Here is an 18,406-nt window from a genome sequence, read left to right on the forward strand (position 1 = left end):
GGTTGACGCGTCGCAAAACAATGCTCGTCTACCTCTTCCGTTCCCATTCCGCGAACAAAAGATGACGACGCTTCGAAATTTGCCGTGATCGTCTAACAGTTTGAGATAAAAGGTGAAATGTCAGCGTTGCGGCAAAATCATGGCAGCTGGAAAGCACTGCCACAATCTTAATCAGCAAGACCCCGGGCACGACGTCTAAAGTCGTGTGCAGGCATTCAGCAAGGTCAAACGCAAATATAACCGGTAGAGGCACTTGGAGTGCCCGTGCGTTCCCTGGGGAAGCGCAAGGGACGCTCCAAGCCCTTGAATCTAGGCCGGTATTCTGACGATCACCTCGGCGTTGTCTCCGGCTTTTGGCTCGAAGGACGAAGATTTGGTCTTCGTGCCATTCACTTCAAGTGAGATGGCCCGAGCCTTTTTGTCGCGGACGACGCGTACCTTGATCTCGGCGCCCAGCATCTTCAGGGTCGCCGAATAACCGTCCCAATGGCTGGGAAGTCTCGGCGTGAATTGAATGCGCTGTCCGCGACGCTCGATGCCGAGAATGCTCTCGACCGCCGCGCGATAAAGCCAGCCCGCCGAACCGGTATACCAGGTCCAGCCGCCGCGGCCGCCCTTGTCCTGCCCGGAATAAACGTCGGCCGCGACGACGTAGGGTTCCACCCGGTAGCGCTCTGCCGCGGCTTCATCGAGTGCATGGTTGACCGGATTGAGCATCGAAAGGCAACGGTAGGCATCGTCGGTGCGACCCATCTCGGCGAGCGCAATGACGAACCATGTCGCCGCGTGCGTGTATTGGCCGCCGTTTTCACGGACCCCCGGCGGATAGCTCTTGATGTAGCCCGGGTCCTTTTCCGTCCTCGAGAACGGCGGGGTGAACAGCTTGACGATCTTGAGCTCGTCGTCGACGAGCGTTTTCAGCGCCTGCCCCATTGCCGTCGTCGACCGCGCCGGGTCGCCCTCGCCCGAAAGCACGCTCCAGGACTGGGCGATCGAGTCGATCTTGCACTCGTCCGATTTGCGCGAGCCGAGCGGCGTGCCGTCGTCGAAGCTGCCGCGCCGATACCACTCGCCATCCCAGGCGGTGCTTTCCAGCGCCCGCTTCAGCATCTCGGCGTGCTTTGTCCAGGCCTGCGCGCGCTTGGCATCGCTCTGCGCCTTGGCGACAGCGGCAAAGTCGCCCAGCGTCTTCAGCAGGAACCAGCCCAGCCACACGCTCTCGCCCTTGCCGTGCTCGCCGACGCGGTTCATGCCGTCGTTCCAGTCGCCGCCGAGGATCAGCGGCAGCCCGGCTGGGCTGCTGCGCTTGACGGCAAGATCGAGCGCCCGCGCGCAATGGTCATAGAGCGAGGCTGTCTTCTTCGAGATTTCCGGGATGAAGAAAGCATCGTGCTCGCCTTCGCCCAGCGCCTGCCCCTCGATGAAGGGCAATTGCTCCTTCAGGATCGCGGTATCGCCCGTCACCAGCAGGTAGCGCGCCGTGGCGTGGGCCAGCCAGACCACGTCGTCCGAGATCATGGTGCGAACGCCTGCCTCTGTGCGCGGCAGCCACCAATGCTGCACGTCGCCTTCGGGAAATTGCCGCCGCGCCGCATTGAGGATCTGATCACGCGCCAGCTTGGGGTCATGCGCCAGCAAGGCCAAGGTGTCCTGCAGTTGATCGCGGAAGCCGAAGGCACCGCTTGCCTGATAGAACGCAGAGCGGGCACGGATGCGGCAGGCCAGGCTCTGATAGGGCAGCCAGTGATTGACCATGGCGTCGAGTGCCTTGTCCGGCGTCTCGACCTGGATGGTGTCGAGAAAGCCGCGCCACGTGCGCTCATTGTCGGCCAGCCGCTGATCGAAATCCCTGGAGCGATGGGTCTGCACCAGCGCGCTGGCCTCCTCGGGCGAGGCCGCGTCGCCGAGCAGCCAGAGCAGCGTGACGTCGCCACCGGCAGCGATGTCGATGTCGCGTGCGATGGCCGCGCAGGGATCGTCGCCGGCCTCGACACGGCCCGACAGGCCGGCGCCGCTCAGCACGGCATGCGGAAGCTCGCTGGTGCCCAGCCTGCCGATGAATTCGCCGCGGTCGGCGGTGACGGAATGCACCGCACCGTCGGCGGCCAGAAAGGCGATCCGTTCGCCAAAATCGAGCCCATAGGGATTTTGCGCCAGCAGAGCGCCGGTCGCGGCATCCCGGGACGGAACGATGCTTGCCGCGGTGCGCGAACGATGGCCGCCAAGAACCCATTCAGCATAGGCGTAGACGCGTAGCCGCATCGGCGCCGAACCCGAATTCTGGATGCGCAGCCGCGATATCTTCACCGGATCGACGGGATCGACGACATGGGTCAGGTCCATCGACAGCGGCCCGCGTTTTGAACGGAACGTCGAAAAACCCTGCCCGTGCCAGGTTTCGTAAGTCATTGTCGGGTCACGCACCACGGCAGCCAGCGGCGAGAACGCTTTGCCACTGGCATGATCGTAGATATAGATGCCCTCGCCCGGCCGGTTGGTGACCGGATCGTTCGACCACGGCGTCAACTGATAGTCGCGGCTGTTGCGGCTCCAGGTGAAGGCAGCGCCTTCAGCCGATATGTGGAACCCGAACGATGGGTTGGAGATGACGTTGATCCACGGTTGCGGCGTCGTGCGCCGGCCGGCAAGACGCACGACGTAGTGGCGTCCGCCGCCGTCGAAGCCGCCGAAACCGTTCCATTGATCGAGCCCGCTGCCGTCGACGCGGGCCTCGACCAGTGCCTGGGCGGCAAACGCTTGCGCCGTCGGCACCGGCAAGGACGGCTCGCGAAGCGCTGCAAGGTCTGCCGGCTGGAGGGCGGCGTCTCGCGCCTGCAGTGCCGCGGCCTCGGCGCGCTCGATCTGGTCGAAGATGGTGCCGTTACGCGTATGCAGCACCACCCGGGCGACGGCGAGCAAAGTCCTGTAGGTCGTTTCCTCCATCAGATCGCGGCGCACCGCGAAGATGTGCTGGCGGGGTCCAAGCTCCTTGCCGCGCAACCGGCTGTTTTCGCACAGCGTCTCGACCGCGCGCTGCAAGTCCTGCACGTATGACGAAGCCTGCTCGTTGACGACGACAAAATCGATCATCATGCCGCGGGCGCGCATGTATTCCTGGAAGCGAAGCGCCTGGGCGACGATCTCCAGATCGGCGACATCGGCGATCCTGACCAGGAAAATGGGAAAATCGCCGGATATGCTGGTCGGCCACAGGCTGGACTGCCTGCCGAGCCCGGAGGCGATGGATTCGCCGGGCAGGCGCAGGAACGGATCGGGATAGATCAGGTAGCGCGCCAGCTTCTGCACATTGGCGGCGTCGGACAGGCTGAGGCCGAGGTGACGGGTCTGCACCTGCGAGCGCGTCCATGCGAGCATCGCCTGGCGGGAGAAGCTTTCGGGATGGTCGAGCCGTGCGATAGCGGCATCCAATTCGGCGCGATCGGCGCCGACGACGGTCCAGAACGTCAGCGAAATCTTCTTGTTGGCCGGCACGCGCACCTGCCGGCGAAGCGAGGCGATCGGATCCAGGGTGAAGCCGGAATGGCCGCCAAGCTTGGCGCCGGGATCAAAGGCAGCCGCGTCCGTGATGGTGCGGCCGCGGCCGATGAAGGAGCGCCTGTCGGTTTCCGCCTCGGCATCACGCGCCGATCCAGACGGATCGGTGACGAAATGCACCATGGTGACATCGGGTTCGTCCTTTTCGCGCTTGCGCCTGGTGGCGAAAATCGCGCCGTTGTTCGGTGCAATCTCGGTTTCCACGAACATCTTCGAAAAGGCCGGATGCGCATTGTCCGAGGGCTCGGAGCCCAGCACCAGTTCGGCATACGAAGTCACTTCGATGTGCCGGTCGGCGGCGCCGTCATTGTAGAGCGTTACCCGCCGGCCCTCGCCATTGCCTTCCGAGATGACGATGCACTCGACCTCCGAACGCAGCGACGCAATCGATTTGACGAAGCTCGCCTTGTCGTCGGAAAACAGCGTCTGCACACGCTCGTCGGTGGCGCGCTTCGGCTCGGCGGTGGCCGACCACCAGTCGCCATTGCTGGCGTCGCGCAGGAAAATGTAGGAACCAAGCCGGTCCTCGGTCGGATCCGGCTGCCAGCGCGTGACGGCAAGTTCGCCCCAGCGGCTGTAGCCCGAGCCGGTGGCGGTGGCCATGACCGAGTAGCGGCCGTTGGACATGACACTGGTCGAGCGCAGCGCCCTGAGCGGATCGAGCACGATACGCGTATCCGGGCTCTCGAGTTCGGTCTCGTCCTTCGAGCGCTCGTCGGCCTCGGTCCTGACGGTCGCCGTCGGGATGTCGCGCGGCGCCCTTTCCTGCAAGAGCAATTCCGCAGATTCGATCACCGGATCGCTGTGGAAGCGGTCGCGCAGGCGCCCCTCGAAGATCGCATCGGCAACGGCGGCGATCGACATGCCCGAGTGGTGGGCCATGTAGTTCAGCACGACGGCATGGTCGGTGCCCTCGGGGACGCGCTGCGGCGTGAAATCCACCGCGTCGTAAAAGCCATGCCGGCCAAGTGCGCCCAGCCGCCTCAGCCTGGCCAGGTTCTGCACGGATTCATGCGGCGTGAACTGCGCTGCCAGCACGGTCGCGTAGGGCGCGATCACCGTGTTTTGGCCAAGGCCGCGCTTCAGCCCGAGCCCGGGCACGCCGAAATTGGTGTACTGATAGGTCAGTTCGCGGTCGCGGGCGTTGTAGGCCGCTTCCGAAATCCCCCAGGGAACGTTCTTCGACCGGCCATACTGGATCTGGCGCTTGATGATGAGCTTGCTGGTCTGGTTGAGAATGCTGCCTTGCGGCTCCTTCATCACCAGCGGCGGCATCAGATACTCGAACATCGAGCCGGACCAGGACATCAGCGCGCCCTGGAAGCCGATCTCGACGATCGGCCGGCCGAGCCGGAACCAGTGCTCGGTCGGCAAATCGCCCTTGGCGATGGCGAACAGGCTGGTCAGCCGCGCTTCGGAGGCCAAAAGGTCGTAGCAGCTTTCGTCGAGTTGATGCTCTTCGACCCGGTAACCGATCGACAAGAGCTTGCGTTCGGGCCGCATCAGGAACGAGAAATCCATCTCGAAGGCGAAACGGCGCGTGCGCTCGCGCAAGCTCAGAAGCTTAGCCCGCAATGCCGCGACGGCGTTTTCGTCGCTGTGCGCGTCGTGGACATGCGCCTCGCAGGTGGCTTCGAGCCTGGCCGCCCAATCGGCGATGGTGTCGCTCTGGGTCGATGCGGCCTCGGTGTGGATGGCTGTCGCGAGCTTGCGTATCTCGCCGGCCAGGACGGCCAGGTTGATAGTGCGGATCGACGCCATCTCCGGCTGCGCCTTGATCAATTCCACCGCCCGCCGCATGCCGTCGAGACGGTCGGCGAGCCGCTGGCGCAAGGGCCGCAATTGACGGCGGTCGTCGGGCAACTCCTCAAGGCTTTCGTCGAGGATGGTGACGGTGTCGAGGATGCCTTCGAAGTCGCCCTGCACATGCACCGACGGCGCTTCCGCCCATTCGGCGCAGGCAGCGGCCACGGCCACCAGATGGCCGGCGAGATTGCCGCTGTCGACGGCAGAAATGTACAGCGGATAGAGCGGCTTCAACGTCGTGGTGTCGTACCAGTTGAAGAGATGGCCGCGATCGCGCGGCATGCTCTCGATGGTCGACATGGTCGCGTCGATGCGGTTGACGGCGTCGGAGAGGCTGATCCAGCCGAAATCGCGTGCCGAAATCACGGACAGCAGGTAGACGCCGATATTGGTCGGCGAGGTGCGGGGCGCCACCACGGGGGCCGGGCTTTCCTGGAAATTGTCCGGCGGCAGATGGTGATGCTCGGCCGTCACGAAGGTCTCGAAATAATGCCACGTTCGCCGCGCCACGGTGCGCAGCGCGTGGATATCGGCGGCCGATATGCGCAGGCGATCCTCGGTTTCGGCCGAACGGCTGATCCAGCAGGCGATGGCGGGCGAGCCGATCCAGAACAAGGCAAAGAAGAAGGCGACGAAGGCGCCGGTGGAATCGGCCAGCACCGGCACAGCGAGGCCGACGACGCCGATGATCACCGCGCCGTACATGATGCTGTAATAGGAGCCGAGATCGTTGTCGCCGCCCTTGTGTGCCTGCGAGGCGGTGCGCCATTCGAGCAGGTTCTGGCGGCTGACGAACAGGCGGTAGAGCGTGCGGATGATCGCGTCGCCCATCATCCAGGCAAGATGCGCCATCAGCACGATCTTCAGCGCCACCAGGGCGGTACCGAAGGCAACGTCGCGCGCCAGTGCCGAGAAATGGCCGCGCGGCGTCTGGTCGCCGCTCTTCGGCAGGATGGCGTTGACGATGTCGAAAGTCGGCGCCATGAACAGCGTGAGGATCAGCAGCGCCTGCCATTGCGCCGCCTGCGTGAAGGGCAGCAGCGTCCAGCCGGCGATCGCGGCCATCACCCAGAAGATCGGCGTCACCGAGCGGCGCAGATTGTCCACCATCTTCCAACGCGACAGCGCCGGCACGTTTGAGCGCGGGCCGAGGATGAAGCCCAGAAGCTGCCAGTCGCCGCGTGCCCAGCGATGGTGGCGCGATGCGTCGACCGAATAGCGGGTCGGATAGTCCTCGACCAGTTCGACGTCAGTGACCAAGGCCGATCGCGCCAGCGCGCCTTCGAGCAGATCGTGGCTGAGGATGGTGTTTTCCTCGATACGGCCCTTCAGCGCCGCCTCGAAGGCATCGACATGGTAGAGACCCTTGCCGGTGAAGGAACCGTCGCCGAAGATGTCCTGGTAGAGGTCCGACACGGCAAAGACGTACGGATCGAGCCCGCGATTGGCGGAAAAGACACGCTGGAAGAACGACGCCTCGTCGCCGCTGGTCAGCGACGCGGTGATGCGCGGCTGCAGGATGGAATAGCCGGCCGTGACCTCGCGCCGGGCCGCGTCGAAATGCGGACGGTTGAGCGGGTGGCAAAGCTTGCCGGCCAGCGCAGCGACGGCGTCGCGGGTTGTGCGGGTGTCGGCGTCCAGCGTCATGACGTGGACGACGCTCTCCGGCAAGGGCACTTCCAACGGCAGGAAGGTGGTGTCGCTGTCGCCGCGCAGCAAGAGGTTCAATTCGTGCAGCTTGCCGCGCTTGCGCTCCCAGCCCATCCAGACGCCTTGCGAGGCGTTGTAGAGCCGGCGCCGATGCAGCAGATAAAAGCGCGGCGCGCCATCCGAGGGATAGCGGGCGTTCAGTCGGGCGATTTCGGCGCGGGCGAATTCGAGGATTTCGACATCCGCCGTATCGATCTCGGTCTTCGAGTCCGGCCAGTCGGAAAGCAGCGCGAAATGGATCTCGCCCGCCGTGTTGGCGAGGTGATGCACTTCGATGTTGCGGATGTTCTCCTCAACGTCGTCGCGCGAGCCGATCAGCGACGGCACCACCACCAGCGTCCGTGCCTCGGGCGGTACACCATGCCTGAAATCATAGCCGATGAGACGCGTCGGCTTCAAAAACAGCGAGACGACGGTGTTGAAGAATGCGAGCGCGCCTTCGCTGGCCGGCACCGCGAACAGGGCCAGCATCAGGACGATCGACGGCACTGACAGGCCGAGATTGGCGAGCGCATTGCCGGAGACGACCAGAAGCAGGACCGTCAGCGCAAACACCGGCACGACGATGCCCAGCCATCCGGTCTTGCGGAACGTCCGGTTGATCGTCTTGCCGATGGTAGGCCGGTAGCCGATCGACCGCTCCAGTTCCATCCGGCGCGGACCGACCAGAAAGAAGCCGACGTCGGTGTGAGCGATCGGACCGGTTTCGGAGCCCGGCGCATCGGCAGCATGGCCGGCGAGTTCAATCGCCCGTTCGGCAACGCGAAATTCGGAAAGATCGGAACGGCGTGCCAGCTCCTCGATCGCAGTCCGGTATTGGTCGCGCGAAAAGAAATCGAGCGCCGCGAAATCGGTGCGCTCGCGCAGCAAAGTGTCGATGCGGCTGACGCCCTCGAACCACACCGTCCAGTCGATGTCATTGATGAGGCGCAGGCCGCGGATGATGTTGCCGGTGGTCACATTGCCGCTGGACAGCGTGCGGTGCTCGCTGAGGATGATTTCCTCGGCGTCGGAGCCCGTCCTTTCCAGCTCGCCCTCCAGCCATTCCAGCGCCCTGCCGGCATTTTGCGAGCCGTCGCGCAGCCGGTAGAGCAACTGGGTTGCGAAGGTGGTGTCCTGCGCATGGGCGCTGTAGCCGGAAAGTATCGTCTGCCGGTCGGCGCTGTCGTCCGTCGCCAGCACACGGTCGGCGACCTCGTTGGCGATCTGGCGCAACTCCCGCGTGCGATTGACGCGCACCGCGATCCGGCGAAGATTCTCGATCAGGACAAAGCGCAGCAGCGACGGCAGCGCCCATAGTTCGCCGATCTTCAGCGGCTCGACGGACTGGAAGCCTTCGACGATCGCCTTGAACATGGCCGACGAGACGGAACTGTCGGAATGCGCGACATAGGTCCATGCGACCGCCAACGCGCGCGGCACGCTGGATCCGTCGGACAGTTTCAGCGTCGGCAACTGGCGATAGAAGCGGCGCGGCAGGTCGCGCTTGACCTGGAAAATGGTCTCCTCGACCAGGTAGTTGTTGTCGAGCAGCCACTGTGCCGCGGGCGTGATCGTTTCGCCCCTCGCCTGGGCAGCGTTGGTGGAACGGTAGACATCGAGAATCTTCCTGGCGCTGTCGCGGATGCGCGCCTGAAAATCGAAAGGCGTCAGCCCGAACAAATCCTTGGCATCGCCATTGGCAAGGGCTGCGCCCAACGCGCGCAGCCGATCTTCCGTCAGGAAATGGGAGCGTATCGGCTCGTCGGTGACAGCCGGGAAGCTGGCGCTCGTCTTTTCGATCTGTGCGAGATTGGTCTGGATATTCATCTAAGGTTCCGTGTTGGGGACGCAGTGCGGCGTCACCGCCACGGCAATGTCCCTAAAACCGGTCCAAATGCAATTGGTTGCATCGCAACACTTGGCCGAATGTTTGTTTCCGCACCACGACAAGGTGTCGTCTTTCGACAACTTCCAGGCGAGCGCCTCCGAGCATCGTTTCGGCTTCTGATCGGCGGAAGATTCAGGCTTTTTCGTGATGCAGGGACCAGCTTACGCAATATTTGACCGGCGTCTCGATCATGTTTGGAAACAGGCGTTAATCGTTGCCGGCAATGCGATCGATGCGGATCACGAACAGCATCGCCGGCCGGACGGGATCAAGGCGCAGTTCCGGCGCTTGCGGCCCGAGCAACAGCGCATCGAGCGGCCCCAGTTGCACGGGCGCGGCGCCGGCCACCCTAAGCTCGCCGTCGAGGGACAGGATGAGTGTTTCATCGGCTCCAAACCGGATTTTCGTCGGAGCCGAAATCAACAGGCGCTCGATCTGGTGGATCGCCCGGGTCCGGCGGGTCATGACGTTGAGGTCGGTGATCGGACCGGCGATCAGCGTCGCTTGCGTTGGCACGTCGGCCGGAAAGGCAAGCGGTGCGGGAGCCTTGGTGATTTCGACCGGCGGCCGGCCGGCGATATCGAGGACCATGCCCTCGCCTTCCAGCAAGGCCAAAGTCCGGTCGACGCCGGGAAAGCCGGAAAACGGGCCGCCGCCCTCGACCAGCGCCATCGAGACGCGCCAGTCGAAATCGTCGAGCCCAGCACCTGCCGGCGAGACGGCAATCTCCGTCGTCACGCCGCCGCCGTTCTTCCACGGCATCGACCGGTATTCCGAGGCCCGAAGGATGCGCAAGGCGCGGCTCAGCCCAATATGCCGGGCAGGTTGAGCTGGTTCTCCCTGGCGCACTCGATCGCGATGTCGTAGCCGGCGTCGGCGTGACGCATGACGCCCGTCGCCGGATCGTTCCACAGAACCCGCTCAAGGCGCTTGGCCGCCTCACGCGTGCCGTCGGCGACGATAACCATGCCGGCATGCTGCGAAAAGCCCATGCCGACGCCGCCGCCATGGTGCAGCGACACCCAGGTGGCACCGGACGCGGTGTTGAGCAAGGCGTTGAGCAGCGGCCAGTCGGAGACGGCATCGGAGCCGTCCTTCATCGCCTCCGTCTCGCGGTTCGGCGAGGCGACCGAGCCGGAATCGAGGTGGTCGCGGCCGATGACCACCGGTGCCTTCAGTTCGCCGCTGGCGACCATCTCGTTGAAGGCGAGGCCGAGCCGGTGGCGGTCGCCAAGGCCAACCCAGCAGATGCGGGCCGGCAACCCTTGGAAGGCGATGCGCTCACGCGCCATGTCGAGCCAGTTGTGCAGATGGGTGTTACCAGGAGTCAGCTCGCGCACCTTGGCGTCGGTTCTGTAGATATCCTCGGGATCGCCGGAAAGTGCTGCCCAGCGGAACGGGCCGATGCCGCGGCAAAACAGCGGACGGATATAAGCCGGCACGAAACCCGGGAAGGCAAAGGCATTCTCAAACCCCTCCTCCTTCGCCACCTGGCGGATGTTGTTGCCGTAGTCGAGCGTCGGCACGCCGGCGTTCCAGAACGCCACCATCGCCTCGACATGCTCGCGCATCGACGCGCGGGCAGCCTTTTCGACCGCCTTCGGGTCGCTGGTGCGCTTCTCGCGCCATTCGGCCAGCGACCAGCCCTTGGGCAGATAGCCGTTGAGCGGGTCATGCGCCGAGGTCTGGTCGGTGACGATGTCGGGGCGTACGCCGCGCCGCACCAGTTCCGGCACGATGTCGGCGGTGTTGCCGACCAGGCCGACCGATTTCGCCTCACCGGCTTTGGTCCAGCGCTCGATCTTCTCCAGCGCCTCGTCGAGGGTGTCGGCGCGCTCATCGACATAGCGGGTGCGCAGCCGGAAATCGATGCGGTCGGGATCGCATTCGACCGCCAGGCAGCAGGCGCCGGCCATGACCGCGGCGAGCGGCTGGGCACCGCCCATGCCGCCGAGGCCGCCGGTCAGGATCCATTTGCCTTTGAGATTGCCGCCATAGTGCTGACGGCCTGCCTCGACGAAGGTCTCGTAGGTGCCCTGCACGATGCCTTGCGTGCCGATGTAGATCCATGAGCCGGCCGTCATCTGGCCGTACATCATAAGGCCTTTTCTATCGAGCTCGTTGAACTTCTCCCATGTCGCCCAGTGCGGCACGAGGTTCGAATTGGCGATCAGCACGCGCGGCGCATCGGCATGGGTGCGGAACACGCCGACCGGCTTGCCGGATTGCACCAGCAGCGTCTCGTCGTCGGCAAGCGTCTTCAGCGAGGCAACGATGCGGTCGAAATCGTTCCAGGTGCGCGCCGCCCGGCCGATGCCGCCATAGACGACCAGTTCGTTGGGATTTTCGGCGACGTCCGGATCGAGATTGTTCATCAGCATGCGCAACGGCGCTTCCGTCAGCCAGGTGCGGGCGTTGAGCTCGCTGCCGCGCGGGCTGCGCACTTCACGGATATTGTGGCGAGGATCGGTCATGATTGTCCCTTTCGAGTGAGGTGCGCCGTGCGTCAGCGTTCAGCCCAGGCGATCGCCGTTTCCAGGATCTTTCTCAGCGTGACGCGGATCGGCGCTGCGAATTCGGCGTCGTAAGGCACCGGCCAGTTATCCGGTTCGCCCTTGCCTTCGGGCTCGCGCAGATAGCCACGGTTGGAGAGCTCCATCTGCAGCGCGTGGACGCCGGCTTGCGGCTGGCCGAAATGACGCGTGATCCAGCCGCCCTTGAAGCGGCCGTTGACGACAAAGCTCTCGCCGGTTTCTGCGACAATCTGCGTGACTTTCTCCTGCAACGCCGGATCGGCGCTCTTGCCGTCATTGGTGCCGAGATTGAAGACCGGCAATTTGCCTTCGAACAGGCGCGGCAGCACCGAACGGATCGAGTGGCAGTCATAGACGACGATCTTCCCGTGCAAAGCGCGCAGCCTGTCGATCTCGGCCTGCAACGCGGCATGATAGGGCACGAAGAATTTTTCGCGGCGTTCGTCGATCTCAGACGGCCCCGGCTCCTCGCCTTCGCGGTAGAGCGGATCGCCGTCGAAGGTCTCGGTCGGGCAGAGCCCAGTCGTCGTCTGGCCGGGATAGAGCGAAACGCCAGACGGATCGCGGTTGACGTCGATGACGGTGCGCGAGATCGCCGTATGCACCACCGTCGCGCCAAGGCTCTCGGCGAAATCATAAAGCTTGTCGATCCACCAGTCGGCGTCACGGCGGCCGAGCCAGGGCGAGATAAGTCGGTTGTCGAGGCCGGCCAGATCGATGCCGGTATGCGGGATCGAAACCAGCAGGGGTGCCGTGCCTCGGGTGACGGTGAGCCAAGTCATGAGAAGTCTCCGCGCGTTGGAGCTCTACGGCGCCCCCCTCTGCCCTGCCGGGCATCTCCCCCACAAGGGGGGAGATTGGCAGCTGCGGCGCCTCGCTCAGTCCTGCAACGTTGGAGATTGGCGAAAGCCAGTGTAACGGCCAATCTCCCCACTCGTGGGGGAGATGCCCGGCAGGGCAGAGGGGGGCGCGGCAGAACGCGACCTTGCAATTGTCCGTGAACACCGACCTCGCTTTTTGCCGGCCGTGTCGTATTTTGTTCTTGCTTTGTGCCGGCAGCTATGCTACTAATATGGGTATGGTGATGATTGTCACCGACGACCCGCCCTCGAGGCGGGTTTTTTGTTTTTGACTTTGAAAATTTCGGTATTGCCGGGCTGAGGTTGGCGGGACAGCGCCGCCCTCTGTCCTGCCGGACATCTCCCCCACTTGGGGGGAGATCAGCTGGCGTCGAGGGTTTCGCCAACGTCCGACCTGTGGCGGCGTACAGTCTCACGACGTCACTCCCGGCAGCTTTACCGCGCTTGCCGCTTCCACCGCCGCGCCGCTGCGTACCATGGCGATGGCCTTCTCCATGTCGGGATGGAAGTGCCGGTCGTTGTCGAGATGCGGCACCTCTGCCCTGACCAGCCGGCGCACCGCCTCCAGTGCCGCGCTCGAGGCCAGCGGGGCATGGAAATCGCAGCCTTGCGCCGCGGCCAGCAATTCGATGCCGATGACGGCCGTCGCATTCTCGACCATGCCGATGAGCCGGCGCGCGCCATGTGCCGCCATCGAGACGTGGTCTTCCTGGTTGGCCGAGGTCGGGATCGAATCGACGCTGGCCGGATACGCTTTTTGTTTGTTTTCCGAGACGAGCGCCGCGGCTGTCACTTGCGGGATCATGAAACCGGAATTCAGACCCGGCTTGGGCGTCAGAAAGGCCGGCATGCCCGACAGCGCCGGGTCGACCAGCATGGCGATGCGCCGTTCCGACAGCGAGCCGATCTCGCAGACGGCGAGCGCGATCATGTCGGCGGCGAAGGCCACCGGCTCGGCGTGGAAATTTCCGCCAGAAAGCGCTGTGTCGTCCTCGGCAAAGATCAGCGGATTGTCGGTGACGCCATTGGCCTCGGTGCCGAGCGTATCGGCGGCCTGACGCAGCACGCTGAGTGCTGCGCCCATCACCTGCGGCTGGCAGCGCAGGCAGTATGGGTCCTGCACGCGCTCGTCGCCGACGCGGTGCGATTCACGGATGGCGCTGCCGGCCATCAAATTACGCAACGCCTCGGCCGTCTCGATCTGGCCGCGATGTTTCCTGAGCAGATGGATGCGTGGATCGAACGGCGCGTCGGAGCCCTTGGCGGCATCGGTCGACAACGCGCCGGCGACCAGCGCTGACTGATAGAGCACTTCCGCCTCGAACAAAGCCGCCAGCGCATAGGCGGTCGAAAACTGCGTACCGTTGAGCAGCGCAAGGCCTTCCTTGGCGCCCAATATCACCGGCTCCAGGCCGTGCGAGACAAAGGCGACCTTGGCCGGGAAGCGGCCATGCGGGGTAAAGCATTCGCCGACACCGATCATCACCGCGGTCATGTGCGACAGCGGCGCGAGGTCGCCGGAAGCGCCGACCGAGCCTTGCGCCGGCACCACGGGGATAACGTCGTTGGCCAGCATCGCCTCGAGCAGCTCGATCGTCCGCGGCCGCACGCCGGAGGCGCCCTGGGCCAGGCTGGCCAGCTTCAGCGCCATCATCAGCCGGCAAATTGCCAGCGGCATCGGCTCGCCGACGCCGGCGGCATGCGACAGCACGATGTTTCGCTGCAGCGTCTCGAGGTCGGCGGCGGGGATGCGCACGCTGGCCAGCTTGCCGAAGCCGGTGTTGATGCCGTAGACCGGCTCGCCCTTGGCAACGATCCTGGCGACGGCCTCGGCGCTGGCCTTGATCTTCGGCCGGCAGGCATCGTCGAGCCTCAGTGCGGCGCCGCGATAGATGGCGCGCCAATCGGCCAGCTTGGCATTGCCTGGCCTGAGCTTGAGTTCGGTCATTGTCCCCTCCAGATGCGGGCATGCAGCGGGTTGAAGCCCATGCGGTAGACGAGTTCGGCCGGGCGTTCGACGTCCCAGATCGCCAGATCGGCGGATTTTCCGACCTCCAGCGTACCGGTCTGTCCAAGCAACCCGAGCGCGCGGGCAGCCTCGCGCGTGACGCCGGCAAGGCATTCATCGACGGTCAGGCCGAACAATGTCGCCGCCATGTTCATGGTCAGCAGCAGCGAGGTCAGCGGCGAGGTGCCGGGATTGTTATCGGTGGCAACGGCCATCCTGACGCCATGCTGGCGAAACAGGGCGATCGGCGGCTTCTTGGTCTCGCGGATGAAGTAGTAGGCGCCGGGCAGGATGGTCGCCACGGTTCCTGCCTTCGCCATCGCCGCCGCGCCCGCCTCGTCGGTATATTCGAGGTGATCGGCCGATAGCGCACCATAGCGTGCCGCAAGTTCCGCGCCGTGCAGATTGGACAGCTGGTCTGCATGGAGCTTGACCGGCAGGCCCGCCGCCTTCGCGGCATCGAACACGCGTGCGATCTGCTCGGGCCAAAAGGCAATGCCCTCGCAAAAACCGTCGACGGCATCGGCAAGGCCGTCGGCAGCGACGGCCGGCAAAATCTCGTTGGCGACAAGATCGATAAAGGCGTCCTTGTCGCCTTTTGCTTCGGGCGGCAGCGCATGAGCGCCGAGGAAAGTGGTTCTGACCGTCACCGGCCGCTCACCGCCCAGCCGTCGCGCGGCGCGCAGCGATTTCTTCTCGTTTTCGAGGTCGAGACCGTAGCCCGACTTGATCTCGATGGTGGTGACGCCTTCGGCGATCAGCGCGTCGAGGCGTGGGAGCGACTGGGCGACCAGCTCGTCCTCGCTCGCGGCGCGCAGAGCCTTGACCGAGGAAACGATGCCGCCGCCGGCCTTGGCGACCTCCTCATAGGTGGCGCCGGCCAGCCGCATCTCGAATTCATTGGCACGGTTGCCGGCATGGACCAGATGGGTGTGGCAGTCGATCAAGCCAGGGGTGATCCAGCGGCCTTCGCAGTCGGTCGCCTCGGCGTCTTTGCCAAGTGCTCTGGGGCGGAGCGCCGCCGGCATGTCGGCTTCCGGCCCGGCATAGACGATCCGGCCGCTGCGCACCGCGATGGCGCCGTGCTCGACGACGCCTAACCCGGCGCTGTTATCGGCCATGGTCGCGAGGCGCGCATTGCGCCAGAGGCGAAGCTCCCCTGCCCGGTTTTTGCTCTCTCCAGCCATCATCTTTTCCGTTTCAATCGGGAGTTATTATGTATATACATATCAAAAGGCACTGCAAGCGCTATCATCACATGGCCAACCGGGATTTGGAGAAAGACGTGACGGCGATTTTTGCGGAACAGGCAGTTCTGCCCGACGGCTGGCGCAGCGATGTGCGGATCGTAATCTCCGACGGCAAGATCGCAACGGCCGAGGCGAATACCTCGCCTCTGCCTGGCGACGAGCGCCATTCTGTCCTTTTGTCCGGCATGCCGAACCTGCACAGCCATGCCTTCCAGCGCGGCATGGCCGGCCTTGCCGAATTGCGCGGCCCTTCCGCCGACAGTTTCTGGAGCTGGCGCGAGGTGATGTACCGCTTTGCGCTGTCGATGACGCCGGACCAGGTCGAGGCGGTCGCAGCGCAGCTCTATGTCGAGATGCTGGAGGCCGGGTTCTCGCGCGTCGGCGAGTTTCACTATCTCCACCACGACCGCGACGGCCGGCCCTATGCCAATATCGCCGAGATGGCTGAGCGCATCGTTGCCGCAGCGTCCGAGACAGGCATCGGGCTGACTTTGCTGCCCGTCTTCTACGCGCATTCCTCTTTCAACGGCGCTGCGCCAAATGAAGGCCAGCGGCGATTCATCAACGATGTGAACCAGTTCTCGCGGCTTGTTGAGAAAAGCCGCGAATCCCTTCGCGCGTTGACTCAGGCTGTCGTCGGCGTGGCCCCACACAGCCTGCGTGCCGTGACACCCGAGGAACTGGAAAACATCACGGCGATGGCGCCGGAGGGGCCGATCCACATCCACATCGCCGAGCAGATGAAGGAGGTCGAGGACTGCCTTGCCTGGTCCGGGGCGCGGCCGGTCGAATGGCTGCTTGCCAATGCCAAGGTCGACCACCGCTGGTGCCTCATCCACGCCACCCACATGACCGACACCGAGACGACCGATATGGCGAAAAGCGGCGCCGTTGCCGGCCTCTGCCCGATCACCGAGGCCAATCTCGGCGACGGCACCTTTGCCGCGCCGCTGTTCATGCAGCATGGCGGCCGCTTCGGCATCGGTTCGGATTCCAACGTGCTGATCGGCCTGCCGAACGAGTTGCGGCAACTCGAATATTCGCAGCGCCTCGCCCACCGCGCCCGCAACGTGTTGGCGGTGGCCGGCGGATCGACCGGTCGCGCGTTGTTCGATGCGGCGCTCGAGGGTGGCAGTTCCGCGTTGGGCGCCGGCGCCTCGCGGATCACTGCCGGTGCCTCGGCCGATCTCGTCTCGCTCGACGGCAAGCATCCATCGTTGGCGGGCAAGGCAGGTGATGCGATCCTCGACGCCTGGATTTTTGCCAACGGCACCAAGATCGATTGCGTCTGGGTGCATGGCAGGAAACTGGTCAGCGACGGCAGGCATGCAAGACGCGATGCCATTGCCGAGCGCTTCCGCAAGGTGATGACGGCGCTTTCGGCATGAGCATGATCGAGGCGATAAGCGCGGATTCTGGAAGCGCGGACGGCGGCGAGGCCCTTTCGCTACACCAGCGCATCCTGTCGGACATCAGCGAACGGATCCTGTCCGGCGCCTGGGCGCCCGGCCACCGCATTCCGTTCGAGCATGAACTGACGGAAGAATACAGATGTTCGCGCATGACGGTGAACAAGGCGCTGTCGCAATTGGCCAAGGCCGGGCTGATCGAGCGCCGGCGTCGCTCCGGCAGTTTTGTCCGCCGGCCGCAATCGCAGGCGGCCGTTCTCGAAATCCACGACATCCGAATCGAGGTCGAGGCACTTGGCCTGCCCTACCGCTACGAGCGCGTGGCGGGAAGCAGAAGGCGCAGCAGTGCCGACGATCGCGCCCTGCTGGAACTCGACGTCGCCGGGCCGGTGCTGGCGCTGGAATGCCGGCATTTCGCCGGCAACCGGCCGTTCGCCCACGAGCAGCGGCTGATCAACCTGGCTGCCGTGCCGGAGGCCGCCGAAGAGGCGTTTTTCGACACGGCGCCCGGTCCGTGGCTGATCGGCCGTGTGCCATGGAGTGCGGCCGAGCATCGCATCCGCGCGGTTGCAGCCGACAAGCATATCGCGGCGGCTCTCGACATCGCGACCGGCGCGCCGTGCCTGGTGATCGAGCGGCGAACATGGAGCGCCGAGCACCCCGTCACCCATGTCCGGTTCACCTACGCGGCCGAGAGCCACACGCTGGTGGCGCGGTTCACGCCGTCGCAGGGGTGAGCATTTCAACTGAGGGTCAGACCCCCTCACCCGGATTGCCCCGAATTGCGAAGAGCATTCGGGGCAATCCGACCTCTCCCCGAGGGGAGAGGAGATCGCTGGTGCCAGCGCCAGTCTCTTCTCCCTCGGGGAGAAGGTGGCCGCGAAGCGGCCGGATGAGGGGGAACCTACGGAGCTGCTCAAATCGCCGCGGTGACAATGATCTCGACCAGATATTCCGGTCCGGCAAGCTTGGCCTCGCCGGTGGCGCGGGCCGGCGTGTTGCCCTGCGGTACCCATTTGTCCCACTCGGCGTTCATCTCGGCAAAGGTGCTCATGTCGGCCAGCCAGATGATCGCCTGCAGGATCTTGGTCTTGTCGGTGCCGGCCTTGGCCAGCAATTCGTCGATCGCCGCCAGAATGTCTTTTGTCTGGGCGCCGACGTTTCCACCCGGCTTGCCGACCTGACCGGCCAGATAGACGGTGTTGCCGTGGATCACGATCTGGCTCATGCGCGGGCCTACATCGATGCGACGAATGCTCATTGGATATTCCTTCTCTTGTCCGGCTTTCTCTTGTCGGCTGCGCCTGTTTAGGATCGCTGCTGGCTTCGAGCAAGGCCGCTCGAGCGGAACCTCTTGAGCCAAGCCAAAGCGGACAACATGACGGCCCGGCCGCAATTCCGCCC

At 64.6% G+C, this 18,406-nt stretch carries 9 protein-coding genes; 2 read left to right on the forward strand and 7 right to left on the reverse strand.

The features are described from left to right. Nucleotides 1-309: 309 nt before the first annotated feature. From NKI01_RS05865 to hutI, 6 genes are all read right to left on the reverse strand, one after another. The gene (locus NKI01_RS05865; RefSeq protein ID WP_352962212.1) at nucleotides 310-8,880 is read right to left on the reverse strand and encodes a glycoside hydrolase family 94 protein; all 8,571 of its coding nucleotides are present in this window, start codon (nucleotides 8,878-8,880) and stop codon (nucleotides 310-312) included. Between the two features lie 268 nt (nucleotides 8,881-9,148). Beyond that, nucleotides 9,149-9,736 (reverse strand): HutD/Ves family protein, encoded by a 588-nt coding sequence (locus NKI01_RS05870; protein ID WP_352962214.1) that lies wholly within the window; start codon nucleotides 9,734-9,736, stop codon nucleotides 9,149-9,151. A gap of 8 nt (nucleotides 9,737-9,744) precedes the next feature. Continuing rightward, a complete protein-coding gene (gene hutU / locus NKI01_RS05875; RefSeq protein WP_352481266.1) occupies nucleotides 9,745-11,415 on the reverse strand; it encodes a urocanate hydratase in 1,671 nt (556 codons plus the stop codon). Nucleotides 11,416-11,447: 32 nt separating this feature from the next. After that, entirely contained in the window at nucleotides 11,448-12,257 is an 810-nt protein-coding gene (gene hutG, locus NKI01_RS05880) for an N-formylglutamate deformylase (RefSeq protein ID WP_352481267.1), read from the reverse strand. 490 nt (nucleotides 12,258-12,747) lie between these two features. After that, complete coding sequence (gene hutH / locus NKI01_RS05885; RefSeq protein WP_352495270.1) at nucleotides 12,748-14,283, reverse strand: histidine ammonia-lyase; 1,536 nt, start codon at nucleotides 14,281-14,283, stop codon at nucleotides 12,748-12,750. Further along, nucleotides 14,280-15,530 (reverse strand): imidazolonepropionase, encoded by a 1,251-nt coding sequence (gene hutI, locus NKI01_RS05890; protein ID WP_352962216.1) that lies wholly within the window; start codon nucleotides 15,528-15,530, stop codon nucleotides 14,280-14,282. The genes hutH and hutI overlap by 4 nt, the downstream gene beginning before the upstream one ends. 98 nt (nucleotides 15,531-15,628) lie before the next feature. Here hutI and NKI01_RS05895 point away from each other — a divergent pair, with 98 nt between their 5' ends. Both NKI01_RS05895 and hutC read left to right on the forward strand, forming a co-directional pair. Continuing rightward, on the forward strand, nucleotides 15,629-16,981 hold the full coding sequence (locus NKI01_RS05895) for a formimidoylglutamate deiminase (RefSeq protein WP_352962218.1): 1,353 nt from the start codon (nucleotides 15,629-15,631) through the stop codon (nucleotides 16,979-16,981). Then, nucleotides 16,978-17,739 carry a histidine utilization transcriptional repressor HutC gene (gene hutC / locus NKI01_RS05900; protein WP_352895294.1) on the forward strand — a complete coding sequence of 254 codons (762 nt, stop codon included), beginning with the start codon at nucleotides 16,978-16,980 and terminating at the stop codon, nucleotides 17,737-17,739. The genes NKI01_RS05895 and hutC overlap by 4 nt, the downstream gene beginning before the upstream one ends. A 179-nt stretch (nucleotides 17,740-17,918) precedes the next feature. On the opposite strand, the gene NKI01_RS05905 is transcribed toward hutC, so the two are convergent. Then, complete coding sequence (locus tag NKI01_RS05905; protein ID WP_352481272.1) at nucleotides 17,919-18,263, reverse strand: RidA family protein; 345 nt, start codon at nucleotides 18,261-18,263, stop codon at nucleotides 17,919-17,921. Nucleotides 18,264-18,406: the final 143 nt, after the last annotated feature.

The organism is Mesorhizobium sp. M0815 (assembly GCF_040319995.1).
In the GTDB taxonomy this organism is placed as follows: Bacteria; Pseudomonadota; Alphaproteobacteria; order Rhizobiales; family Rhizobiaceae; genus Mesorhizobium.

Bases quoted from the DNA above. Each gene is read 5' to 3' on its own strand.
- hutI (WP_352962216.1), bottom strand. From the start codon at position 15,530: ATGGCTGGAGAGAGCAAAAACCGGGCAGGGGAGCTTCGCCTCTGGCGC.
- NKI01_RS05905 (WP_352481272.1), bottom strand. From the start codon at position 18,263: ATGAGCATTCGTCGCATCGATGTAGGCCCGCGCATGAGCCAGATCGTG.
- NKI01_RS05865 (WP_352962212.1), bottom strand. From the start codon at position 8,880: ATGAATATCCAGACCAATCTCGCACAGATCGAAAAGACGAGCGCCAGC.
- hutG (WP_352481267.1), bottom strand. From the start codon at position 12,257: ATGACTTGGCTCACCGTCACCCGAGGCACGGCACCCCTGCTGGTTTCG.
- hutC (WP_352895294.1), top strand. From the start codon at position 16,978: ATGAGCATGATCGAGGCGATAAGCGCGGATTCTGGAAGCGCGGACGGC.
- hutU (WP_352481266.1), bottom strand. From the start codon at position 11,415: ATGACCGATCCTCGCCACAATATCCGTGAAGTGCGCAGCCCGCGCGGC.
- hutH (WP_352495270.1), bottom strand. From the start codon at position 14,283: ATGACCGAACTCAAGCTCAGGCCAGGCAATGCCAAGCTGGCCGATTGG.